Here is a 24,311-nt window from a genome sequence, read left to right as displayed (position 1 = left end):
ATGGCTTGGAACGGATTGATTGATGCATATAGAAATTATTTACCGGTAACGGAAAAGACACCTCGTTGTACTTTGCTTGAGGGGAATACACCGCTGATTCGAAGTGAGAATTTGTCAAAAGAGTTGGACTTGGAACTATATTTTAAGTATGACGGATTGAATCCGACCGGCTCTTTTAAGGACAGAGGAATGGTAATGGCTGTTGCGAAGGCAGTGGAAGAAGGCTCAAAGACGATTATGTGTGCTTCTACCGGAAATACTTCGGCATCTGCGGCTGCCTATGCTGCACGATGTGGATTGGACTGTGTTGTATTGATTCCGGACGGTAATATCGCAATGGGAAAATTAGCACAAGCATTGATTTATGGAGCAAAGGTAATTGCAATAGACGGAAATTTTGACAATGCGTTGGATATTGTAAAAGAAATTACAAATGAATATCCGATTACTTTGGTAAACTCATTGAATCCTTATCGAATCGAAGGACAAAAGACAGGAGCATACGAAGTATCTGACGTGTTGGGAGATGCACCGGATTATTTGGCGATTCCGGTTGGTAATGCAGGAAATATCACTGCATATTGGAAGGGATTCAAAGATTATTATGAACAAAAGAAAAACAAACAGCTTCCTACATTATTAGGATTCCAAGCAGAGGGAGCTTCTCCGATTGTTCATAATCGTGTATTTGAAGAGCCTAAGACAGTTGCAACCGCAATCCAAATTGGAAATCCTGCAAGTTGGACTAAGGCGACTGCCGCATTGGAAGAGTCGAAGGGAAGAATTGACAGTGTAACAGATGAAGAAATTTTGCAAGCGCAAAAATGGTTGGCATCGAAAGAAGGAATTTTTGCGGAACCGGCTTCCGCAGCATCTTTGGCAGGAGTTATCAAGCAACATAAACAAGGTTTGCTTGAAAAAGGAGCAAGAGTGGTTTGTGTGTTGACAGGAAACGGGCTGAAGGATCCGAATGCCGCGTTGTCTCAAATCGTGAATCCACAAAAAATACGTGCGGAAAAACAAGCTGTGTTAGATGTCATTTATGGGAAATAGGAAATAGTACTTTTTCATAAAAATCGAAGGGTACATTTGTGTTACGAAGATGCGTATTACAAAGTATTACGAAAAAACATCTTAAAAAAATATAAATTGAAAATACAAATTGTAAGAGACAAAGTAAGAACAAGACAGTATGAAATTTCGATTGGGAAATTTTATGATAAAAACAGTATAGGAATAAGAGATAATATGAAATTTGTTAGAATAGAATCATTGCAATTTTGAAAGAAGGAGAGCATAAGATGAGCATACAGGTAAAAGTAGCAGCAACAACAGCAAATTTAGGGCCGGGCTTTGATACGCTCGGAATGGCGTTGTCTCTCTACAATGAAGTTTCTTTGGAACGAAGTGATTCAGGATTGCAGATTGAGATAGAAGGTTTTGGAAAAGGAGAAATTCCGCATAATGATGAAAATTTGATCTGGAAGGCAATGGAAAAAGTTTTTGAAAAACAGGGAGTTGCAGATAAGAATTTTCATCTAAAAATGAAGAATGAAATCCCGTTATCCAGAGGTCTTGGAAGCAGCGCTTCAACAATTGTAGCAGGATTGCTGTTGGCAAATGAAGTGTGCAACAGACCTTATGGATTAGATGAGTTGCTTATTTTGGCAACGGAAATGGAAGGGCATCCGGACAATGTTGCACCGGCATTGCTTGGAGGAATTGTTGTCAGTGCGATGGATAGAGGAGAAGTGCTCTATCAGTGTATTGAGCCGAACGAAGATTGGAGTACAGTCGTATATATTCCAAACAAGCCTTTGGCGACGAAGAGAGCAAGGGAAGTGTTGCCAACAAGTTATTCCAAACAAGATGCCGTATTCAATGTATCAAGAGCATCGATGTTGACACTCGCGCTGATGAGGGGTGACTTGGATTTGGTGGGAAGAATGATGGAAGACAGACTTCATCAACCATATCGATTACCTTTAATTGAAGGATATGATAAGATTTTTGATGCAGCGAAGCAAGGCGGTGCAAAAGGTGTTGCTTTGAGTGGCGCCGGTTCGACTTTGATTGCATTTTGTGAACGAAAATGGGAACAAGAGGTTCTTGATAGAATGGAAGATGCAGTTTGTTCCAATTCTTTGGACGGAGTTTGTAAGATTCTTCATCCGTTACAACAAAATAGTTATTTTGAGTAGAGTGTTTTTTTGAAAAAAGATAAGGTTGAATAGACTTCCGTGTTTCGAAGAATAGGAAGTGAGTTTCATAGAAAAGTGAGAAATAAGCTGATAATCGGATAGAAAAGAGGGATGGTATGGGAGTTATTGTGCAAAAATACGGTGGTTCTTCTCTTGCTACAACAGAGCGAATTCGTAATGTGGCACGAAGAATTATCGAAACAAAAAAGAAAGGGAATCAAGTAGTAGCGATTGTGTCTGCAATGGGAGACAGTACGGACGATTTGATTGCTCTTGCAAAAGAAATTTCTGACAGACCACCTAAGAGAGAAATGGATATGCTTCTTTCAACAGGCGAGCAGGTGTCTATTTCACTGTTGGCAATGGCGATTGAGTCAATGGGAGAAGATGTGATTTCTTTGACAGGTCAGCAAGCAGGAATTCGAACGGATGATATGTACAGTAAGGCAAGAATTGTCAATATTGTATCGACACGTTTGGAGCAGGAAATCAAGGATAAAAGTATTGTGATTGTAGCAGGATTTCAGGGAATCAATGCGAATGATGATATCACCACTCTGGGAAGAGGCGGTTCTGATACGACAGCAGTTGCGATTGCAGCGGCTGTGAAAGCGAAGGTATGTGAAATCTATACCGATGTAGACGGTGTCTATGCGGGAGATCCTCGTATTATCAAAGGAGTCAAGAAGTTGGATGTGATTTCTTATGATGAGATGTTGGAACTTGCAACACTTGGAGCGGCGGTATTGCATCCTCGTTCTGTGGAAGTTGCAAAGATTCATGGAGTAACAATACATGTGCGTTCCAGTTTTACCGATACAACAGGAACGCTGGTTCAGGAGGTAGGAGATATGGAAAAAGAAATTATTGTGACAGGAATTGCACATGATATGGATGTTGTAAAGATGGCGATTTTCGGTGTTCCGGATGAACCGGGTGTTGCATACCTGATTTTTGATGAGTTGGCAAAGGCACATATTAATGTACAGATGATTGTGCAAAGTGCTGAGAAAAAAGGCGTGAATGATATTGCGTTCACCGTTCCGAAGAGTGATAAAGAAGAAGCGCTTGAAATTATTACACGATTCAAAGAAAAAGTCGGAGCAAATGCTGTTATTATGAAAGACGGACTTGCAAGATTGAGCATTGTCGGCGCCGGAATGATTACCAATCCGACAGCAGCAGCTCGTATGTTCATGGTTCTGTCCAAAGCGGGTATCAACTTGGAGATGATCAGTACTTCCGACATTAAGGTATCAGTGATTATTGATGCGAAACGTTGTGTGGAAGCTGCCGAAATTGTAGCGAAAGAGTTTGATTTGGTAGAAGAAAATTAAAATAAAAAAGTTCTTATGAAAGTCGAAAACTATCGCATTTCATAAGAACGGTATTTGTTGTATTTAGAAAGACGGAGGACTTGCTACCCACAAAATTTCCGCTTTGATGCCGGAAATATTGGAGATAGAATGTTCCTCGTTGGGAGAAAAGTAAAAACTTTCTCCTTTTTTAATTTAAATTGTCGTTTGCCGATTGTAAGCAAAATGGTACCGCGAAGGACATATCCAAACTCTTCGCCCGTATGAGGTCGGTCCACTTCTGTTTTTTGTCCCGGTGGAATTTCCATCAAAATAGGTTCCATAATATTTTTCTGTGAGTTTGGGATGAGCCAGTGGATTGTGGTTTTGAGATGCTCGTTATAAGAAGTATAGATATCGTCTTTCCCATAGACAACCTTATCATCAATCGCATCGTCAAAAAAAGATTTCAAATCAGTTCCCAAAACTTCCAAGATATCCATCAGTGTAGAAATAGAAGGAGAAGTTAAATTTCGTTCTACCTTTGAGATAAACCCTTTGGTTAAATCACAACGAAGTGCCAATTCTTCTTGCGTGAGCTGGTTGAGAATGCGTAATCGTTTTATTTTTTCACCGATATCCATTTCAAATCTCCTTATATTCTCTAAAAAAATATCCACAAAACCATTTCGATTTATAGTATAATAAAACAGTATGATAGAACTAATTATCGTATCAAACAATACAATAGTATCATGAATTATTTTAGAAATCAAGGAGAATCAAATACGATGAGGATAAATCAATATATTGCACACTGCGGAATTTCGTCGAGAAGAAAAGCGGATCAACTGATAGAGGAAGGTCGAGTGTTTGTGAACGGGAAGAAGGTTACAAGTCCCGGAATGCAGGTAGAAGAAGGGAATGATATGGTTAAGGTAGACGGGAAAATTATTTCGTCAGAAGTCAATAAAGTCTACTACATGTTGAACAAACCGCTTCGATATATCAGCGCGGTATCGGATGACAGAGGAAGAAATACAGTTTTGGAATTGTTTCGAACGAAAGAAAGAATCTATCCTGTGGGGAGATTGGATTATCTGTCTACCGGCTTGCTCCTTTTGACCAATGATGGAGAGCTTGCAAATCGTTTGATTCATCCAAGATATCACTTAGAAAAAACTTATTTTGTGCAAGTGAAAGGAGATGCTCCTGAGAACTTGAAAGAACGATTCCAAAAAGGAATGTTTTTGGACGGATACAAGACAAAACCGGCGGAGTTGGAGTTTTTGGGCAAACGAGACGGAATCATCAAATATAAGGTGACTTTGCGTGAGGGAAGAAACAGACAAATCAGAAAGATGTTTGAAGCGGCTCGGTTGAAAGTGGTTTCCTTGAAACGAATTTCGATGGGGGATTTGTATATCGGGAACTTGAAAGAAGGAGAGTACAGAGCTTTGACAAGCAAGGAAGTGCAGTACCTCAAGAAAGTAACCGGACTGAAAGAAAATAAAGAGTGACAGGAGGGTTTCTTGTGTTGGATATGCAAAAGGTTGGAAACGGCAATAATTTGATAGAGTATATCGAAACAATTTTTTCCGATTTGTCAAAGGGGCATAAGATTTTGGCAAAGTATATCATTTCAAATTATGATAAGGCGGCTTTTATGACTGCGGAAAGTTTAGCAAAGGCGACAGGAGTCAGTCAAGCGACAGTGGTTCGTTTTGCGAATCGCTTGGGATATGAAAGTTACACTTATTTTCAAAAAGATTTGCAGGAATTGTTGAAAAAGCGAATTACGATTGTGCAACGCGCAGAAATGGCAAATAAGTTTGAAAAGGGAAGCATTTTGAAACAAGTGCTACATGCAGATGCCGAAAATATCAAAAGTACGCTTGAAGAATTGGATGAAGAACGATTTAATCATGTTGTAGATATGATTTTTCATTCACGAAAGACCTATATTGTCGGCTTGAGAAGTTCGGGTATCGTATCGGACTATCTGGGGTATTATTTGAATTTTTTGATAGACAATGTAGAGATTGTGCGATATGGAATCAATGATGTTTTTGAGCAGATTTTGAAGGTGAAAGAAGATGATGTTGTCATCGGAATCAGCTTTCCGAGATATTCCAAACGAACTTATGAATTGATGAAGTATGCACAAGAACAAGGAGCCAACACCATTGCGATTACAGACAGTAATTTTTCGCCGATTGCAGAGTGTTCTAAGGAAGTTTTGATTGCCAAGAGCAATTTGGCATCTTTTGTAGACTCCCTGGTTGCACCGCTCAGTATGGCAAACGCGCTGATTATTGCAGTCAGTATGAAAAAGCGCGAAGAGACACAGGCTCATTTCTCAAAGTTGGAAAAAATTTGGAGCAAGTACGATATTTATTAGATATCATTCATATAAAAATTGGGAGGAGCAAAGATGATTGTAGCAATTGATGGACCGGCAGGCTCCGGAAAGAGTACGATTGCCAAAAAAACGGCAGAACAGCTTGGATTTGTATATATTGATACGGGTGCGATGTATCGTGCATTGACTTACGGTTACTTGCAAGCACCGATAGACTGTTCGAAAAAAGAAGAACGGATTGCTTTTTTGGAACGAATGAAGGTCGGATTCAATCAAAAAAATGAAATTACGCTCAATGACATTGTTATTAAGGACGAAATTCGCACTTCCGAAGTAAGCGAAAAAGTGTCTTATATTTGTTCGTTTCCGGAGATTCGTGAAGCGATGACACAATTACAGAGAGAGCTTGCGAAGAAACATTCCGTCATTATGGACGGAAGAGACATCGGAACAAGCGTATTTCCCAATGCAGACTTGAAGTTGTTTTTTGTTGCTGACAGCAAAGAGAGAGCAAGGAGAAGACAACTCGATTATCTTGCAAAAGGAATTGAAAAAACAGTGGAAGAAGTAGAAAAAGAAATTGTCAAACGAGATGAGTTGGATTCCTCAAGAGAACTATCTCCGCTGTGCAAGGCAAAAGATGCGATTGAAATAGATACCACGGCATTGTCGATTGATGAAGTGTGTGAGAAGATTTTTTTACTGGTAGATGAGCGTAAAGGAGCGTAAAAAATGAAATCATACTGTGTAACCTTGAATCGCGAAAAAATACTTCCTCACATGGAGAAGATTTTGGCAGAAAAATGCTATTGCGAATTTGTGCATAAGAAGAGATATCCTTGTGAAGACGGATTTATTGAGGTGATGCTTTTTGAAAAGTTACATCTTAGGACAACTTCCTATTCCGGATTAACAGTCGTTTTTGTTTGTAGAGAGGAAGTGTGCTATGCAGATGTGTTTGCATTTGCCGGTGGAGACGGGATTTTGAATATTGATTGGGGAGCCGGCAATTCCCTTGCAAAAGAAGTCGTAACGGTGTTGGAAGAGTTTGTTTAAATAGGATATTTCGTATTATGAACGGAATGTTATAAAATAGCAGATAGAGAGAGGACAGGAAGAAAGGAGAGTGAAAAGAGTGTATTGTTTTTTTAGAAATCTATTGAAACCGTTTATCATGTTTTTATATCAGGTAAAAATAGAGGGGAAGGAACATATTCCGACAGACAGTTCGGCAATTCTCGCACCGAATCACCGTAGCAACTGGGATCCGCTTTGGGTTGCTTTTATCACAAATCGGGAAATTGCTTTTTTGGCAAAAGAAGAGTTGTTTCATAACAAAATCATAGGTTTTTTGTTAAAGAAATGTCATGTGATTCCGATAAAAAGAAACACCGGTGATATGGCAGCGATTCGAACTTGTATCAGGTCATTGAAAAAAGGAGAACTTTTGGGGATTTTTCCGGAGGGGACAAGAGTAAAAAACGGAAAAGAGAGTGAACCGAAAGAGGGCGTGGCGTTGCTTGCGTCAAAGGCAGGTGCACCTATTATTCCAATCAGTATCTCAGCAGATTATCGGATGTTCGGAAAAAATAAAGTTGTGATACATCCGCCTGTTGTGTTGCAAGATACATGGACTTATGAAGAATCGATGGAACGAGTAATGAAGATTGTAAATGAGGGTGTAACATTAGGATGAAACTGATTGTATCAAAAAAAGCAGGTTATTGCTTTGGGGTAAAACGAGCAATGGATCGGGCGGAAAAATTGTTGGAAGAGAAACAAAATGTAAAGGTTGTTTCGTTTGGTGCGTTGATTCATAACAAACAGGCAACGGAAAAATTGGAAGAAAAAGGACTCTTGGAGTTGAATCGAATTGAAGACATTCCAAACGGAAGTATCGTGATTATTCGTTCTCACGGATTGGGAAAACATTATTACGAAGAATTGCAAGACAAGAATTGTATCATCGAAGATGCGACCTGTCCTTTTGTAAAAAAAATCCAAAACATTGCCGGCGAAAACAAAAAAAAGGGCAAAAAAATTATTATTATCGGTGACAAATATCATCCTGAAATAGAAGGAATCAATTTGTGGGCAGGTGGAGATTGTATCATAGGAAAAGATTGTTCCGATTTTTTATTTTTGAAAGGGAGTAAAGAATCCTTTATTGTAGTAACACAAACAACTTTCAGTGTTGAAAAATATCAAGAAATCAAAAAATGTTTGAAAGACAATTTGAAAGATATTGTTTTTTATGATACAATTTGTGATGCAACGAAAGTTCGCCAAGAAGATGCAATGAAAATATCGCAAGAAGTGGATGTAATGGTTGTTATAGGCGGGAAACACAGCTCTAACACCAAGAAATTGTACAACTTGTGTGAGAATATTTGCAAAACTTTTTTGATAGAAACAGTAAATGATATTGACGAAGACACGATAAAGCCTTATGATATAATTGGAGTAACAGCAGGAGCTTCTACTCCGGACTTTATCATCAACGAAGTCGTAGATTTTATTGTTCACATAAAAAAATAGGTTAAGGAGTTGGGTTTGATGAGTAGCGAAATGGAAAAGCTATTGCAAGAAGAAGAGCAAAATTATGAAGAGGTCTATAGAGGATCGATTGTAAAAGGTTATGTAGAAAGAGTGAAACCGGATTCTTATTACATTACTTTGAACTACAAAACAGACGGAGTTTTACCGCGTTCTGAAATGAGTGGAGACGAAGAACTTCAAGTTGGAGATGAAGTATCTCTTGAAGTAATCAAGATTGACAAAAATACAGGTGAAATCATTCTTTCTAAGAAAAGACTTGATGCTTTCAAAGCATGGGATGATTTGGAAGTAGGAAAAGTCATTGATGTAAAAGTAGCTGAAATTGGAAATAAAGGGCTCATCGTTAAGTATAAAAACTCCATCAAAGGATTTATTCCGTTAAGTCATGTTGCAAACCGTTTTGTAAAAGACGAGGATCTTCAAGAGTTTGCAGGACAAGAATTTCAAGCGGAAATTATTGATGTAGAACCAAGAAAGAGAAGATTGATTCTTTCCAGAAAAGTGATTATCGCAAGAGAAGAAGAAGCAAAGCGTGACGAATTTGTTAAGACACTTGAAGTAGGCAATGTGTATACCGGTGTCGTTCGTGATATCAAAAATTACGGAATGTTCGTTGATTTGGGCGCTATGACAGGATTGGTTCATATCAGTGAATTATCTTGGAACAGAAGAGACAAAATTGAAGAACTTTATAAAGTGGATGATGAAGTACAAGTAAAAGTAGTTGATTTTGATCCTGAAAAAGGAAGACTTTCTTTGAGTATCAAAGCATTGTCCGAAGATCCTTTTGAAACGTTCAGAAAGAATGCAAAAGTAGATGATATCATCGAATGTACCGTAAAGAACATCAAAGAGTATGGTGTATTCGTGAAATTAAATGAAACAGTGGATGGATTTATCCATATTTCAAATTTATCTTCCTCTTATGTAAAGAATCCTAATGAAGTAGTTTCACAAGGGGATGTCATTACTGCAAGAATCATCAGCATCAATGAAGAAACTCAAAAAGTAGAGTTGACAATGAATTTGAATCCGGATGCGGAAGAGACTGTTGAAGAGGAAGCGGTTGTAGAAGAAGTGGCAACAGAAGAAGCACCTGTAGGAGAAACAGCTACAGAAGATGCGGTTGTAGAAGAAACAGTTGCAGAAGAAGCACCTACAGAAGAAACAGTTACAGAATAATCAAAGCAATAGATAAAAAGATACCATATTCCATGGAGTGTGGTATCTTTCTTTATATCAACAACATAAACAAAAATGAAAGAGAGATATAACTTGTATATAATACAAATCGCCGGTTAACATTATAATAAAAATCCGGTTTTTTAACATTGTCCTCATTGAAACAACCGGAATCAAATTTCGGTGTCATTAAACTATGAACAATAGCTTGAAATGATGACAGAGGGTAAACGAAACAGAGAATGGTATATTCAAAAACAACATAATCGGATGGCAATATCTTGTCTTGACCAGATGAAATGTGAGAAATTTTCAAACAGCTTGCTTTCCTTTTTCAAATAAGTGTATAATATAAGAAAGTTTTTGATGAACGTAGTGTGTTATAGTGAATTGGTGTGAACAGTTACAAATGGAGACTCTGTTCGGATGAATTGACTGCAACAACAGATAACAAGGATAGAAAGAAGGGATAGTATGATTAAGTTATGTGAAGAGATATTATTGAACTCAAATCCATCTACAACCGATTTGAGACAAAATGATTTTTTGATTCGTTTTCGTACCAATACAAGCCCATGTATGATTTATGTGATGGAAGACAAGAAGAATTCCCTGTTAGAAAGAATTCAACATAATGAGAGCTTACTTTTTTCTAAAGAGTATTCTCCGAGTTATCGAATCTTATACACAAAAGAGTATCGTGATTTGGATGAGGAGTTGTTCAAATGCGGATATGAAAAATGTATGGAAGGAACAGTAAAAGTATTAGATATCAGCAAATTGCAAAAAGAATTGTTTACCTTTGCAAGCTATATTCAAAACGGAGTTTTTATTGAAGAAGAACTCGAAGATCATTGGATGGCAAACTATGTTAAGTTCTTAGATATGTCTGAAGAAAGAGTCCGTGTTTTTCATGACAATATGTCGCGTACACAAGAAAAATTCTATTATTTTACATTGTTAGAGGAAGGCGTTCCGGTCGGAGTGGCATACGGAAGTTTGGATCGTGGAATTTTTACTGTTTGTGATATTGTGATTGTGCCTCGTTACCGCGGATTGTCTTATTCCAAAAGATTGTTGATGTGTATGTTGAGTTATGCATATCGGTATGATGCAGAGCTTGTGATTGCAGAAGTAGAGGACCTAAATATTGTAGCAAATCATTTGTTTGAAAAAGTGGGATTTGAAGACGGGTATCGTTTTTGGGAAAGATACAAAGAAATGATTGACAATGATTAAAAAGAATAGTATACTTTAATGGTTAGCAAAGCAGAGAATCCGTCTCTCACCTTATAACTGCGGTTCATAAGGTAAAATCATTTTATTGTGTAATTTAAGGGCGGATAGAATGCTATTCGCCCTGTTTTTATGTCGAAAACAGAGCGAATCATTTGATAAATTTTGGAGGTGTATCATTATCAAAGAACAACAAATCAATGAAGAAATCCGTGACAAAGAGATCCGTTTGATTGGAGAGAGCGGAGAACAATTGGGGATTATGTCTGCAAAGCAAGCATTGGAATTAGCAACGGCCCAAGAGTTGGATCTTGTGAAAATTTCTCCGAATGCTGTACCGCCGGTGTGTAAAATCATGGATTACGGTAAGTACAAGTATGAATCGGCAAAGAGAGAGAAAGAGTCAAAGAAAAAACAAAAAGTAGTAGTAATGAAAGAACTCAGACTTCGTCCTGCAATCGAAGAAAATGATTTGAAAACCAAAGCAAAAATGGGAACAAAGTTTTTGGCGAACGGAGATAAATTGAAAGTTTCTGTTCGGTTTAGAGGAAGAGAGTTAGGACATAAGGATATTGGATTCATTGTACTGGATAAATTTGTTGAGTTGGTTCAAGAACAAGGTACACCGGTTGGAAAACCAAAAATGGAAGGAAACAGTCTTGTGTTGATGGTAGAGCCGACTGCAAAGAAATAATACATTCAGTTAAGTTTAGAAGGAGGAAAACATCATGCCAAAAATGAAAACTCACAGAGGAGCTGAAAAAAGATTCAAAATGACCGGTTCCGGAAAATTAAAAAGAGGTAAGGCTTACAAAAGTCATATTCTTACTAAAAAATCTGCAAAAAGAAAAAGAAATTTGAGACAAGCAGGTATTGTAACTAAAGGTGATCAAGATCGTATCTCAAGATTATTACCATATCTATAAGAATTAGTAAGGAGGATAAAAATGGCTAGAGTAAAAAAGGCAGTTAATGCAAAGAAAAAACATAAAAAAATATTAAAACTTGCAAAAGGATTCAGAGGTGGAAGATCTAAATTATTCCGTCCGGCAAATGCATTTGTAATGAAAGCATTGAGCCATGCTTATGTAGGTAGAAAATTAAAGAAAAGAGATTTTAGAAAACTTTGGATTCAAAGAATCAATGCCGGAACAAGAGCAAACGGCATGAGCTATTCCAAATTTATGTACGGTTTGAAAAAAGCCGGAATTACAATCAACAGAAAAATGTTATCCGAAATGGCAATTCATGATCCTGAAGGATTTTCTGCATTGGTTGAAACAGCAAAAGCAGCACAATAGTCGCTACTTTGTGAAAATCAAAAAACAAGTCCTTATTTCTTCAAAGTGTTGGAGAGATAAGGACTTTTTGTATGGAAAACAAAAAATATATGTGTAGTCGTACATGTTGTTGTAATGACGGATAGATTATTTGATATGTTGCAGTTCAATGTATAAGAAAATTGAGAAACATCTCAGTTTTAGTGATAAGAATGGTTAAACAATATCCTCTTCCGTCATTACAACAATATGATTTGAAAGGCATAGTTCGGCAAAGATACCATGTCGATTTATTAAAGTTTTGGTAAAAGTACCGTCATAAATTTTGCCCTTGCCACAGGATGGACTTTTCGATTTTAACAGTGCATGAGTTGCATTTGGTGAAAAACATTTTTTTGCACCCAGTTGAAATTCTTTTGTGACATCAGTATTTTCTCTGTTGATTACTTTATTTCCGTTTCTTTCGCATGGGATTCTCGGAGTACCGAGTCCGCCGGCTTCTTCCGGACAGACAGCAATATAGCATTTATCTTTCAAAAATTCAATTACCTTTTGATTGTAATTGTTTTCGCCGTTATATGTGCAGTTTTTTCCAAGCAAGCATGCGCTGACAAGCCATAATTCTTTCATAGTGGATCTTTGTATGGAATGAGCGAAAATTGTCATTCTTCTTCCTTTCCGAGATTTTCTTAGTTTCTGATATTATCTGTTATTAGCAGGTAAAAATATTATTTTCTATAAGATGATTGTACAGAATTTTAGTATCAGAATCAATGGAGATGCCAAAAAATTCAGAGGTATACATTCGCTGTAGGAGACAATACCATCAATACCGAATTTCAAATTACATACTTTTTTGACTCTTACCAAAATGTTAGAGTATTTGATATACTTCTGAGTAATACTCAGCTGTACTGATTTTTATGAAGTTGCGGTACGATAATTTTTTGAACAGACCACAATTCTGTCATGCTATTTTGTTAAAATATTATTTTGGTATGATGTGCCGAAAAGGTAGAAGAAGGGAAAATGAAATGACAAAACAGGATAATTTTATTGATTTCGGAGAAAAATATCAAAAAAGATAGGATATTTGCTTTTTTATAAAATATTTTTGATAAAAAATATAAAATATTGATAATTTCTACAAAAAACAGAGGACTTGTTTTTTGATTTATGGTATACTTTTTAACTACTAAAATAGTTTGGAATATCAAGCTTCTATTGATAAATATATAACAAAATTTCTTTCGAAAATTATCAAAAAGAGAGATTAGGGCACGCTGTTTTTGGGAATAAGTAAGAGTAACACGGTTATGATTTACTTTTAAGAAAGGGCTCATAAAATATAGTGATAGAGGTGTATTGATATTCGATAGAAAATAAAAAGCGTATTTAAGAAAAGGAGTTTTCTATGGATTTTGAAAAAATATTATTCGAGAAACAAGGTTCGGTAGGTATTGTCAGAATTAACAATACAAAAGCATTGAATGCATTGAACTCTCAAGTAATTGAAGAGTTGGATGCTGTATTCGATTTAATTGCAAAAGATGACGATGTAGATGTTGTCGTGTTGTCCGGAAGCGGAAAGGCCTTTGTTGCCGGAGCGGATATTAAAGAGATGATTCTGATGAATGCGATGGAGGGAAAAGAATTCGGAGTTGCCGGAGCAAATGTATTCAGAAAAATAGAATTGTTCCAAAAACCTGTAATTGCAGCAATTAACGGTTTTGCTCTTGGTGGAGGATGCGAGCTTGCGATGGCTTGTGATATCAGAATTGCATCTGCCAAAGCAAAGTTCGGACAACCTGAGGTAAGCTTGGGAATTACACCTGGTTTTTCAGGGACACAAAGATTATCCAGATTGGTTGGAGTTGGAATTGCAAAGGAAATGATTTATACGGCAAAAGTAATTGATGCAGACGAAGCTTATCGTATCGGTTTGGTCAATCATGTGGTGGAACCCGAGAAATTGATAGATAAAGCACTTGAAATGGCAAATGTAATCGCTAAAAATGAACAAATAGCGGTTCGTTATTCTAAGGAATGTATCAATCGCGGTTTGGATACGGATATGGATACGGCAATTCAATTTGAAGCGTCTCTGTTTGGAATTTGTTTCTCATCAGAAGACCAAAAAGAAGGAATGAAAGCATTCTTAGAAAAAAGAGCACCTAAATTCAAGACAAAATAGGATAAGTTCCGGAGTTAAAATAAATAGCAAAAATGTTGTGTTGTAAACAATGAATTTTTATAAATTTTTTTGTTTGGTAAGTTAAGTTATACAAAATGATATATGGAGGGATTTACAGATGAAAATTTGTGTTGTAGGTACAGGAACAATGGCAAGTGGAATTACCCAAACATTTGCAGTAAACGGATTTGAAGTAATTGAAAGAGGAAGAAGAGAATCTTCTATCGAAACATCTAAGGCAGGTATTATTAAAAATTTAGAAAAATTAGTTTCAAAAGGAAAAATGACAGAGGAGGCAAAAGACAAAGCTCTTGCAAACATCACTTATACGATGGAGTTTGCTGACTGTAAAGAAGCTGATCTCTTTATAGAAGTAGTTGCAGAAGATATGGCAACAAAACACGCCATTATTGCCGATATTGAAGCTGTGGCGAAAGAAAGTGCCGTTATTGCAACAAATACTTCTTCACTTTCTGTAACAGAAATTGCTGCAGGAACTCAAAATCCTGCAAGAGTAATTGGAATGCATTTCTTTAATCCGGTTCCGATGATGAAATTGGTAGAAATTATTCGTGGAGAAATGACATCTGATGATGCGCATAACTTGGTATACAAACTATCGGAAGAAATCGGAAAAACTCCTGTAACTGTAAATGAAGCGCCTGGATTTGTAGTAAACAGAATTTTGATTCCGATGATTAACGAAGGAATCGGAATCTTTGCAGAGGGAGTGGCATCAAAAGAAGAGATTGACTCTGCAATGAAACTGGGAGCGAACCATCCGATGGGACCTTTGGAATTGGGAGATTTGATAGGGCTTGATGTAGTGCTTGCCATTATGGACGTTCTTTATACCGAATTCGGCGATCCGAAATACAGAGCACATACCTTGTTACGCAAAATGGTTCGTGCAGGAAAATTAGGAAGAAAAACAAAACAAGGATTTTATGATTATCGCTAAGAAGAATCGAAGACCGATATTGTAAGAAAATTTCGTTTGTATCAAATAAATTCGTTTGTATCAAATAAAGAAGTAGTTAAATTTATAAAAATTTAGGAGGATTTTACATGAGAGAAGTTGTAATAGCAAGTGCGGCAAGAACAGCGGTAGGAAGTTTCGGAGGGGCATTCAAGGATGTTCCTGCAGTAGATTTGGGAGTTTGTGCGGCAAAAGAAGCAATTAAAAGAGCAGGTATCACTCCGGAACAAATTGAAGAATCTTATATCGGTAATGTATTGTCTGCGGCTTTGGGACAAAATGTAGCAAGACAAGTATCAATGGGAGCAGGCATTCCAAAAGAAAAACCTGCAATGAGTATCAATATGGTTTGCGGTTCGGGACTTCGTGCAGTTTCTTTGGCAGCACAATTGATTGGTGTCGGAGATGCCGATATTATCTTAGCAGGCGGAACAGAAAGTATGAGTATGGCGCCTTACGCGATTCCTACTTCTCGTTGGGGAGCAAGAATGGGAGATAAAACAATCGTAGATACCATGGTAAACGATGGTTTGACAGATGCTTTTAACCACTACCACATGGGAATTACAGCAGAAAACATCAATGAACAATGGAATATCACAAGAGAAGAGCAAGATGAATTGGCATTGGCTTCTCAGTTACACGCTGAAGCTGCACAAAACGAAGGTCGCTTTGATGAAGAGATTGCACCTTTCGTAGTAAAAACAAGAAAAGGTGAAGTTGTTGTAGATAAAGATGAGTTCATCAAACCGGGAATGACAATGGAAAAATTGTCAAAATTAAAACCTGCATTTAAAAAAGACGGTTCCGTAACAGCAGGTAATGCTTCCGGAATCAACGATGGAGCTGCAATGTTGGTATTGATGTCAAAAGAAAAAGCGGAAGAATTGGGAGTGACACCTCTTGCAACAATTGTATCTTATGCAAGTGCAGGTGTAGATCCTTCCATCATGGGAATCGGACCGGTTCCTGCAAGCAAAAAAGCATTGGAAAAAGCAGGAATGACAGTAGATGACATCGATTTATTCGAAGCAAACGAAGCATTTGCGGCACAATCTGTAGCAGTAGTAAGAGAACTCAACATTCCGAGAGAAAAATTGAATGTAAACGGAGGAGCAATTGCAATCGGACACCCTATCGGAGCATCCGGAGCAAGAATCTTAGTTACATTGCTTCACGAAATGAAACGCCGTGATGCAAAACACGGTTTGGCAACACTTTGTATCGGCGGAGGAATGGGAACAGCACTTATCGTAAAACGATAATTCTCATTTCGAGTTGACAACTTGATTTGTCAAATGAAGTCAACAAAAAAATAACATCCAAGAATAAATAGATAAAACAAAAAGCAATTCAGATAATTTGATGTGACCCCAAAAAGTTAGAATAAAAATCTAACAATTGGAGGTCGATACAATTTCAATGTTTGAGTTGCTTTTTTTGTTGAAAATAATTTTAATTAAAAAAGACAATATAAAATGAAATATATTGCACATACGAAGAAAATTTTTTGAAGAAAAAATTAAAGAAAATTATTTTTTTATCGTTGATTTTACAAAGGATACAGGAGAACAACGAAAAATTGTTAAAATTTTTTCAAAAAGATATTGGAAAATTTCAAAATAAGAGATATACTATGTAGGTAAGTGCTATGAGATATATTCTACATTATGAGATACATTCTACATAAGGAATTAACCTCTCATAGCAGAACAAACTTTAACCATATTTTAAGGAGGAAGAAACATGGATTTTGGTTTATCAAAACAACATATTTTAATGCAACAAATGTTGCAAGAATTCGCTGTAAACGAAGTGAAGCCGCTTGCTGCAGATGTTGATGAAGAAGAAAGATTTCCTGAAGAAACAGTAGCAAAAATGCAAAAAATCGGTTTATTGGGAATCCCTTATCCAAAAGAATACAAAGGACAAGGTGGAGACTATTTAGCGTATGTTATGGCAGTAGAAGAACTTTCAAAAGTTTGTGCTACAACAGGTGTTATTGTTTCTGCACATACATCTTTATGTTGTGCTCCAATTTATGAAAACGGAACAGACGAACAAAAAGAAAAATTCTTAGCTCCATTGATTAGCGGAGAAAAATTGGGAGCATTCGGTTTGACAGAACCTAATGCCGGAACAGATGCTGCAGGACAAACTACAACAGCAGTGTTAGATGGAGATGAATGGGTACTTAACGGTTCCAAAATCTTTATCACAAATGCAATTTATGCTGACACATATGTTGTAATTGCAGTAACAGACAAATCTCAAGGAACAAGAGGAACATCTGCGTTCATCGTAGAAAAAGGAACTCCCGGATTCAGCTTTGGATTGAAAGAAAAGAAAATGGGTATCAGAGGTTCTGCTACAGCTGAACTTATCTTTGAAAACTGCCGTATTCCAAAAGGAAACCTTCTTGGCGGATTAGGTAAAGGATTCAAAATCGCAATGCAAACTCTTGACGGAGGACGTATCGGTATCGCTGCTCAAGCACTTGGAATCGCTGAAGGAGCTTTAGATGAAGCAGTTGCTTACGTAAAAGAAAGAAGACAATTCGGTCGTCCACTTTCTAAATTCCAAAATACACAATTCCAATTAGCAGATATGTTTGCAAGAGTTGATGCTGCTAAATACTTGGTATACAAAGCAGCTTGGAAAAAACAAAACAAATTGCCATATGGAGTTGACTCTGCAACAGCAAAACTATTCGCTGCTGAAACAGCAATGTTTGTAACAACAAAAGCAGTTCAATTATTTGGTGGATACGGATACACAAGAGATTATCCGGTTGAAAGAATGATGAGAGATGCTAAGATAACTGAAATCTATGAAGGAACTTCAGAAGTACAAAGAATGGTTATCGCTAAGAGCTTATTGAAATAGGAAAGGGGAATGGGACAAATGAAGATTGTAGTTTGTATAAAACAAGTACCGGATACAGCTGAAGTTAAAATCGACCCAAAAACAAATACTTTGATTCGTGATGGTGTACCTTCTATTATTAACCCTGACGATAAAGCAGGATTGGAAGCAGCACTTCGTATTAAAGATGAAATTGGTGCAGAAGTTACTGTTGTTTCAATGGGACCTCCTCAAGCAGAAGTTGTTTTGAGAGAAGCAATGGCTATGGGAGCGGACAAAGCAGTTTTAGTTTCCGGAAGAGAATTCGGTGGAGCGGATACATGGGCAACATCCCGTACAATTGCAGCTGCATTGAAAAACTTAGAATATGATATGATTATTGCAGGACGTCAAGCGATTGACGGAGATACAGCACAAGTTGGACCTCAAATCGGAGAACATCTTCACTTACCTGCTGTAACTTATGCTGAAGATATCAAAGTAGAAAAAGACGCAGTAGTTGTTAAGAGAAAATTCGAAGACAGATATCAAACAATTAGAGCAAAATTCCCTTGCTTAATTACAGCTTTGAAAGAATTAAACGAACCAAGATATATGACAGTTAGCGGAATCTTTGAAGCTTACGAAAAAGAAATTCCTGTATGGGGAGTAAATGATATCCCTGTTGATGCAAGTGACCTTGGATTAAAAGGATCTCCTACAAAAGTTAAAAAATCCTTTACAAAAGGTGCAAAAACAGCAGGAAAATTATTTGATAACCTTAGCCCGGCTGAAGCTGCAAAAGTTATCGTTGAAAAACTTCAAGAAAAATATATCTTATAATTTTTTGAAAGTAAGTTAAAGCAAAAGTTGTAGAAAAGAAAACGGATAAAAATATAGAATATAGGAGGGATTTTTGTGAACCTTTCAGAATTTAAAGGTGTTTTAGTGTTCACTGAACAAAGAACTGGTGAATTACAAAAAGTTTCTTTGGAACTTATTGGAGAAGCAAGAAGATTAGCAGATGAATTAGGACAAGAAGTAATCGCAGGATTAATCGGAAAAGATGTTGCAGGATTAACAGGCGGGTTGATTTCCCATGGTGCTGATAAAGTATATGTAGTAGATAGCCCTGTTGCTGAACTTTACATGACAGAACCATATACAAAATCAATTGTTGCTATCATTGAAGAAGTGAAACCTGCTATCGTACTATTCGGAGCTACATCAATCGGTCGTGACCTTGCTCCGAGAGTAGCAGCAAGATGGCATACAGGATTGGTTGCTGACTGTACAAGTCTTGCAATCGAAGAAGGAACAGGAAACCTATTAAGTACTCGTCCTGCATTTGGTGGAAACATTATGGCTACAATCGCTTGCCCTGATTTCAGACCACAAATGTCTACAGTACGTCCGGGAGTTATGCAAAAATTAGATGCTGACCCAAGCAGAAAAGGTGAAGTAATTAACTTTGACGCTAAATTGACAGAAGCTGATAAAACAGTAGAAATTATTGAAGAAGTAAGAGAAACAACAAAACGTGTAAACATTGAAGAAGCGGATGTACTTGTTTCTGCAGGTCGTGGAGTTGGTGGACCTGATAAATTCCAACCATTAGAAGATTTGGCAGCAGTATTAAAAGGAACAGTTTCCGGTTCTCGTGCTACAATCGATAGCGGTTGGTTGCCAAAAGAACGCCAAGTAGGACAAACAGGAAAAACAGTTCGTCCTCAACTTTATATGGCTTGCGGTATTTCCGGAGCTATCCAACACTTGGCTGGTATGGAAGAATCTGATTTCATCGTAGCTGTAAACAAAAACCCTGAAGCACCTATCTTTGAAGTTGCTGATATCGGGGTTGTTGGAGACCTACACAAAGTGTTACCTTTAGTAACAGAAGAAATCAAAAAAGCTCAATTAGCAGAAGCTAATAAATAAGAACTCCTTATAGAAGGATTGTATTAGAATAGAGTACTGATAAAGGAAGTGTTCCGTCGATAGACGGAAACACTTCCTTTTTGTATAAAGAAAACCACGCGATAGTCGCGTGGTTCAAAAAAGCTTAAGCGGTGAAAAAAAACCTCCTAATGTGCTAAACTGTATAAAAGCCTGCCAGCTGATGAAAAACAGAATAGATTAGGAGGAACATTAAAATGTCTCAACAAAATAATGTCAATAACAGTTTAGCACATACCAAATGGAATTGTAAGTACCATGTAGTATTTGCACCAAAATATAGAAGAAAAGTCTTTTATGGAGAAAAAAAGGAAGCGATAAGAGATATAATAAGAACATTATGTCAGTGGAAAGGAGTTGAAATAATAGAAGGAGAAGTTTGTCCCGATCATATACATCTATTACTTAGTATACCACCAAAAATAAGTGTATCGAGTTTCATGGGATATCTGAAAGGAAAAAGCAGTCTAATGATATTTCAAAAATATGGAAACATGAAGTTTGCATATAGAAACAGAGAGTTTTGGTGTAAAGGATATTACGTAGATACCGTAGGTAAAAATACAAAAGCAATACAGGAATATATATCAAATCAATTGAAAGTAGATAGAGAAAGTGATCAATTAAGTATATTTGATCCGAGAGACCCGTTTACGGGTAGCAAATAAAAAATGCATGGCTGGCAGGCCAATAAAAAGCACACGTGTGTGCTGCCAGTTAAGATAGGGCTATGCCCGAAAATGAAAAACCACCGGCTATGCCGGTGGATATTTATTTGATAGATGAAATAGATTGATAGGAATAAAAAATTTGTATGGAGAGTTTTTTATACTAAAACATAATGTAAGGATTGAACAACCCAATCTTTATAAGTTTATACTTTTGATTGTTTTATTCATCAGTTTATTGACAGTTTCACAGAGTTTGTCGATAATTTTTTCAAAGTATTTGAATGATTCCATGTTTTCAGGCAATCATGAAAGAATTCTATTGAATTTTAGCATCACAGTTCCTTCCTATTTGTTACAATGTTAAGCTGCTTTTTATGGGTTCATATGTGAGTGATATATGATTTGGTTGTTTCAGATACAACAATGTGAAAGAAAGTGTTTTTTCAAATTAAATATGTATGGAATTTTAATTAAGTTTTGGTATAGAGATACAGTTATTTCCAATAATAATAAGATATGGTAGAATAAAAGCAAAGAGAAGGTTTTTGGAATTTTATCTTATTATTAACAAATATTATGGCAGATAGTTTTCTGTAATCTATCATATCTGTAAAAAGCAGATGATTATGAAACATTTGTAATATGATAGGTTGATTTTGATAGTAAAAAAATCAGTATGCTAGGTTAATAGAAGAATGAAACTGAAATGAAAAGGAGTCTGTGTTATGAAAAAGTATAAAACAATACTTTGTATTGCAATCATTCTTGTGATAGGAGTGATGTTTTCAGCATGTAAAAAACAAGATTCTGTGGATTTGACAGTGGAGCATTTTTTGACAACATTCTATACGGTGAGTGAAGATAATCCATACGAAGTATATCGACAGACACAAGAAAAAGTGACAAATATAGAGGATGCTCAATTGATGATAGATGCATTACTTGCATTTCATAGTAGAGTACAGGAAGATATGACGGAAAAAGGATTTGAAAAATTATTGGCAAATAGATTACTGTTGCAACTTAACAAGGTAATTTATGAAAAGAACCAAACGCTACAAGTAAAGTCTGTCAAAATCACAAACAAAGAAGAAACGACCATGGTAAAGGATGGGATGAATCAGACTTTTGAAGTGGAAGTAGATGTGTTGGATGATTCCGGAACAGTGATTCAAACTTCTGTTCAAAAAGGAAGTTTGATTACAGTAAAAGACGGAGATAAAACAAAGATTGAATCGTATCATTTTGATAATTTGCAAGAGTTGGTACAAAAATAAAGAGGTAGAAAGAACGATAGACTATCAACATTTAGAGTGGTTATATTTGTTGTAAGAAGTATTTGTTGTAAGAAGTATTTGTTGTAAGAAGTATTTGTTGTAAGAAGTATCTGTAACAGATATTTTTTATAGCAATTGCATTTTTTATTGGTTTTTCTAATTGTTCTATGCCTTATTTACCGTAAATATAGTATAGGTATATGTTATTTTTCAGTAATATAAAAATGTTTTTCTTTGGTTAATTGTAAAACTACTAAAGCTTTGTAATAGATAGACCAATATCGAATGAATAAATTGATATTTTCATACTAAAATTCCACAAATCTTGTTTATACTTAGTGAGTATAATAGGGAGATTGTGATGAAAAAAGGAGTATTATTATGTTGCAACATATAGTTGATGTTTTATATTTTTCAGGTGGAGAATTCCATACTTTTTCAACCTCACATTGTGTGATGCTGGGACTGATAGCACTTATTGTAATATTGTTGTTATTGTCCAAAAAGGTTGGATTTTCAGATAGCAAAAATATCTTGCGATATTCTTTTATTGTTGCTTTAATGTTGCAACAATTCATGTTGTATAGTTGGTATATGTTGAATCAGCAGTTCAGTATTCATGATTCATTGCCGCTGTATCCATGTCGTATTTGGCAAATTGTGGCGTTGTTGCTATTGGTAACAAAGAAAGATCATTTCTTTAGTATCAGCTATTTGATGGGAATCCCATGTGCTATGGTGGCATTGTTGGGTCCTGATGTGAGCGGAGTTGGATTTCCGAATGTGATGTTTATCCAGTTTTTTATCGGTCATGGTCTGTTGATTATTGTACCGACATATATGTATGCTTGCCATGGCAAGAGATTGAATGATAAGTCTTTTTTGGTTGCACTTAAAATGTTTTTGTACTATGTCATAACTGTTAAAATTGTCAATAGAATTTTGGATGCAAACTATGGATATGTCAATTATCCTCCATATAATAATGAGTTTTTTGCAAAAATAGCACCGGTGTATCCTTTTTTGTATATATCGTTTTCACTATTGGTATTGATTGGATGGTATAAATTCGCGGTTAGAAATAATGAAGAAGTGACTTCAAGCGTGAAAGAGATTTTGAGTTCTATTCGATCCTAATTTGTTATAGTATATTTTTTGAAATCTGAGTGATTAGAGAGTTTTGGAAGAAGGAATAAATTTTGAATGATTTCGGTATCATTTTTTTGAGCATATTATTTGAGGCATTACCGTTTGTTTTGATTGGAACAATTGCATCGGCTATGATTGAGTTGTTTGTAAGTGAACAATGGGTACAGAATCATTTGCCTAAAAAAGAATGGATTGCTTATTTTGTCGCCGGGGGAATGGGGCTATTCTTTCCGATTTGTGAGTGTGCGATCGTTCCTGTTGTGCGTAGATTGGTTAAAAAAGGGATTCCGCTTGGAGTAGCGATTACCTTTATGCTGTCTGTGCCCATCTTGAATCCGATTGTATTGCTTTCTACAAGATATGCGTTTATGAATCAGCCTGAGATGATGTGGTATCGAGGACTGTTCGGCTATGCCGGGGCAGTGATGATTGGAATTCTTGTGTCAAATTTTCTTACAAAGGAGGATTTGGTACAAGAAACACATACTCATACTTGTTCCTGCGGTTGCGGACATCATCATGACGGCAAACAGCAGGATGTTTGGAGTCAAGAACACAACCATAGCCATGTAGGAGAGTATGATGGTATTTTGCCGGCAGGACATGAGCATCATATTATGGAAGAGGAGCACTCTTGTACTCATGGACATGCTCATGGAGAGTTAATAGAATCAGTTTTTTCAGGTTCTGTTATTTTAAAAAGTATTTTGAGCCATACCGTTGCGGAATTTTATGAAGTAGGAAAATTTTTGATTATCGGTGCGGGTCTTTCTGCATTGATGCAGGTTGCTCTCCCGAAACAATATTGGATGCAGTTGAGCGGTAATCCGATTGTTTCTATTTTGGTATTGATGGGACTGGCGTTTTTGTTGTCTTTGTGTTCGGAGGCAGATGCGTTTATTGCTGCGAGCTTGAGAGGACAGTTCGGAGGAAGTTCTCTGTTGGCTTTTTTAATTTTCGGACCTATGATTGATATCAAGAATACACTGATGCTGGCAACTGTATTCCGGAAGAAAGCACTGTTTCGTTTGATTTTGATGATTTTTTCGGTATGTTTTGTACTTTCGGCACTTGCAGAGTATGTTATTTTTTAGAGATGATATTGATACGGCAGGATGGAATGTTC

The 24,311-nt window shown here is 36.5% G+C and carries 25 protein-coding genes and 1 pseudogene; 24 read left to right on the top strand and 2 right to left on the bottom strand.

The features are described 5' to 3' along the window. The 3 genes from thrC (at nucleotide 1) to HMPREF0389_RS06115 (ending at nucleotide 3,538) form a co-directional block, all read left to right on the top strand. Nucleotides 1–1,053, top strand: a complete 1,053-nt coding sequence (gene thrC, locus HMPREF0389_RS06130; RefSeq protein WP_014262760.1) for a threonine synthase — start codon at nucleotides 1–3, stop codon at nucleotides 1,051–1,053. 248 nt (nucleotides 1,054–1,301) lie between these two features. After that, entirely contained in the window at nucleotides 1,302–2,201 is a 900-nt protein-coding gene (gene thrB, locus HMPREF0389_RS06120; protein ID WP_014262758.1) for a homoserine kinase, read from the top strand. 116 nt (nucleotides 2,202–2,317) lie between these two features. Then, nucleotides 2,318–3,538, top strand: a complete 1,221-nt coding sequence (locus HMPREF0389_RS06115; protein WP_014262757.1) for an aspartate kinase — start codon at nucleotides 2,318–2,320, stop codon at nucleotides 3,536–3,538. Between the two features lie 63 nt (nucleotides 3,539–3,601). Here the strand turns inward: HMPREF0389_RS06115 and HMPREF0389_RS06110 are convergent. Next, nucleotides 3,602–4,140 (bottom strand): annotated as a pseudogene (locus HMPREF0389_RS06110) (cupin domain-containing protein). A 147-nt stretch (nucleotides 4,141–4,287) separates the two neighbouring features. Here HMPREF0389_RS06110 and HMPREF0389_RS06105 point away from each other — a divergent pair. The 11 genes from HMPREF0389_RS06105 to rplT all read left to right on the top strand — a co-directional run bounded on the left by HMPREF0389_RS06105 (nucleotide 4,288) and on the right by rplT (nucleotide 12,136). Beyond that, entirely contained in the window at nucleotides 4,288–5,016 is a 729-nt protein-coding gene (locus HMPREF0389_RS06105; RefSeq protein WP_014262755.1) for a pseudouridine synthase, read from the top strand. A gap of 23 nt (nucleotides 5,017–5,039) precedes the next feature. Beyond that, nucleotides 5,040–5,897 carry a MurR/RpiR family transcriptional regulator gene (locus HMPREF0389_RS06100; RefSeq protein ID WP_041251046.1) on the top strand — a complete coding sequence of 286 codons (858 nt, stop codon included), beginning with the start codon at nucleotides 5,040–5,042 and terminating at the stop codon, nucleotides 5,895–5,897. 33 nt (nucleotides 5,898–5,930) lie between these two features. Next, nucleotides 5,931–6,587 carry a (d)CMP kinase gene (cmk, locus tag HMPREF0389_RS06095; protein ID WP_014262753.1) on the top strand — a complete coding sequence of 219 codons (657 nt, stop codon included), beginning with the start codon at nucleotides 5,931–5,933 and terminating at the stop codon, nucleotides 6,585–6,587. 3 nt (nucleotides 6,588–6,590) lie between these two features. After that, nucleotides 6,591–6,914, top strand: coding sequence for a DUF6054 family protein (locus tag HMPREF0389_RS06090; RefSeq protein ID WP_014262752.1), 324 nt, complete (start codon nucleotides 6,591–6,593; stop codon nucleotides 6,912–6,914). A gap of 70 nt (nucleotides 6,915–6,984) precedes the next feature. Then, nucleotides 6,985–7,554, top strand: a complete 570-nt coding sequence (locus HMPREF0389_RS06085; protein WP_014262751.1) for a lysophospholipid acyltransferase family protein — start codon at nucleotides 6,985–6,987, stop codon at nucleotides 7,552–7,554. After that, complete coding sequence (ispH, locus tag HMPREF0389_RS06080; RefSeq protein WP_014262750.1) at nucleotides 7,551–8,396, top strand: 4-hydroxy-3-methylbut-2-enyl diphosphate reductase; 846 nt, start codon at nucleotides 7,551–7,553, stop codon at nucleotides 8,394–8,396. Before HMPREF0389_RS06085 ends, ispH begins: the two co-directional genes overlap by 4 nt. Before the next feature lie 18 nt (nucleotides 8,397–8,414). Continuing rightward, the gene (locus tag HMPREF0389_RS06075; protein ID WP_014262749.1) at nucleotides 8,415–9,599 is read left to right on the top strand and encodes a 30S ribosomal protein S1; all 1,185 of its coding nucleotides are present in this window, start codon (nucleotides 8,415–8,417) and stop codon (nucleotides 9,597–9,599) included. A gap of 474 nt (nucleotides 9,600–10,073) precedes the next feature. Next, the gene (locus HMPREF0389_RS06070; protein ID WP_014262748.1) at nucleotides 10,074–10,838 is read left to right on the top strand and encodes a GNAT family N-acetyltransferase; all 765 of its coding nucleotides are present in this window, start codon (nucleotides 10,074–10,076) and stop codon (nucleotides 10,836–10,838) included. A 109-nt stretch (nucleotides 10,839–10,947) separates the two neighbouring features. Further along, nucleotides 10,948–11,529 carry a translation initiation factor IF-3 gene (infC, locus tag HMPREF0389_RS06065; protein WP_014262747.1) on the top strand — a complete coding sequence of 194 codons (582 nt, stop codon included), beginning with the start codon at nucleotides 10,948–10,950 and terminating at the stop codon, nucleotides 11,527–11,529. A gap of 34 nt (nucleotides 11,530–11,563) precedes the next feature. Further along, complete coding sequence (gene rpmI, locus HMPREF0389_RS06060; protein ID WP_014262746.1) at nucleotides 11,564–11,761, top strand: 50S ribosomal protein L35; 198 nt, start codon at nucleotides 11,564–11,566, stop codon at nucleotides 11,759–11,761. A 21-nt stretch (nucleotides 11,762–11,782) separates the two neighbouring features. Next, complete coding sequence (gene rplT, locus HMPREF0389_RS06055) at nucleotides 11,783–12,136, top strand: 50S ribosomal protein L20 (RefSeq protein WP_014262745.1); 354 nt, start codon at nucleotides 11,783–11,785, stop codon at nucleotides 12,134–12,136. A gap of 195 nt (nucleotides 12,137–12,331) precedes the next feature. Here the strand turns inward: rplT and HMPREF0389_RS06050 are convergent, their stop codons facing one another. After that, on the bottom strand, nucleotides 12,332–12,781 hold the full coding sequence (locus tag HMPREF0389_RS06050) for a DUF523 domain-containing protein (protein WP_242821708.1): 450 nt from the start codon (nucleotides 12,779–12,781) through the stop codon (nucleotides 12,332–12,334). 748 nt (nucleotides 12,782–13,529) lie between these two features. Between HMPREF0389_RS06050 and HMPREF0389_RS06045 the strand changes: the two genes are divergently transcribed. The 10 genes from HMPREF0389_RS06045 (at nucleotide 13,530) to HMPREF0389_RS06000 (ending at nucleotide 24,279) form a co-directional block, all read left to right on the top strand. Next, entirely contained in the window at nucleotides 13,530–14,309 is a 780-nt protein-coding gene (locus tag HMPREF0389_RS06045; protein WP_014262743.1) for a short-chain-enoyl-CoA hydratase, read from the top strand. Between the two features lie 118 nt (nucleotides 14,310–14,427). Beyond that, on the top strand, nucleotides 14,428–15,270 hold the full coding sequence (locus HMPREF0389_RS06040; protein WP_014262742.1) for a 3-hydroxybutyryl-CoA dehydrogenase: 843 nt from the start codon (nucleotides 14,428–14,430) through the stop codon (nucleotides 15,268–15,270). Between the two features lie 107 nt (nucleotides 15,271–15,377). After that, nucleotides 15,378–16,553, top strand: coding sequence for an acetyl-CoA C-acetyltransferase (locus tag HMPREF0389_RS06035; RefSeq protein ID WP_014262741.1), 1,176 nt, complete (start codon nucleotides 15,378–15,380; stop codon nucleotides 16,551–16,553). 481 nt (nucleotides 16,554–17,034) lie between these two features. After that, nucleotides 17,035–18,174 (top strand): acyl-CoA dehydrogenase, encoded by a 1,140-nt coding sequence (locus HMPREF0389_RS06030; RefSeq protein WP_014262740.1) that lies wholly within the window; start codon nucleotides 17,035–17,037, stop codon nucleotides 18,172–18,174. A gap of 18 nt (nucleotides 18,175–18,192) precedes the next feature. Beyond that, nucleotides 18,193–18,975 carry an electron transfer flavoprotein subunit beta/FixA family protein gene (locus HMPREF0389_RS06025; RefSeq protein ID WP_014262739.1) on the top strand — a complete coding sequence of 261 codons (783 nt, stop codon included), beginning with the start codon at nucleotides 18,193–18,195 and terminating at the stop codon, nucleotides 18,973–18,975. A gap of 75 nt (nucleotides 18,976–19,050) precedes the next feature. Next, entirely contained in the window at nucleotides 19,051–20,070 is a 1,020-nt protein-coding gene (locus HMPREF0389_RS06020) for an electron transfer flavoprotein subunit alpha/FixB family protein (protein ID WP_041250829.1), read from the top strand. 215 nt (nucleotides 20,071–20,285) lie between these two features. Further along, entirely contained in the window at nucleotides 20,286–20,756 is a 471-nt protein-coding gene (gene tnpA, locus HMPREF0389_RS06015; RefSeq protein WP_014261821.1) for an IS200/IS605 family transposase, read from the top strand. Nucleotides 20,757–21,484: 728 nt separating this feature from the next. Then, nucleotides 21,485–22,036, top strand: coding sequence for a hypothetical protein (locus HMPREF0389_RS06010; RefSeq protein WP_014262737.1), 552 nt, complete (start codon nucleotides 21,485–21,487; stop codon nucleotides 22,034–22,036). A gap of 381 nt (nucleotides 22,037–22,417) precedes the next feature. Further along, the gene (locus tag HMPREF0389_RS06005) at nucleotides 22,418–23,173 is read left to right on the top strand and encodes a YwaF family protein (RefSeq protein ID WP_014262736.1); all 756 of its coding nucleotides are present in this window, start codon (nucleotides 22,418–22,420) and stop codon (nucleotides 23,171–23,173) included. Between the two features lie 62 nt (nucleotides 23,174–23,235). After that, on the top strand, nucleotides 23,236–24,279 hold the full coding sequence (locus HMPREF0389_RS06000) for a permease (RefSeq protein WP_014262735.1): 1,044 nt from the start codon (nucleotides 23,236–23,238) through the stop codon (nucleotides 24,277–24,279). The last annotated feature ends 32 nt before the right edge of the window (nucleotides 24,280–24,311 follow it).

The organism is Filifactor alocis ATCC 35896 (assembly GCF_000163895.2).
In the GTDB taxonomy this organism is placed as follows: Bacteria; Bacillota; Clostridia; order Peptostreptococcales; family Filifactoraceae; genus Filifactor; species Filifactor alocis.
Note: the sequence above shows the minus strand (reverse complement) of the source record. Positions and strands in the feature narration are given on the sequence as shown.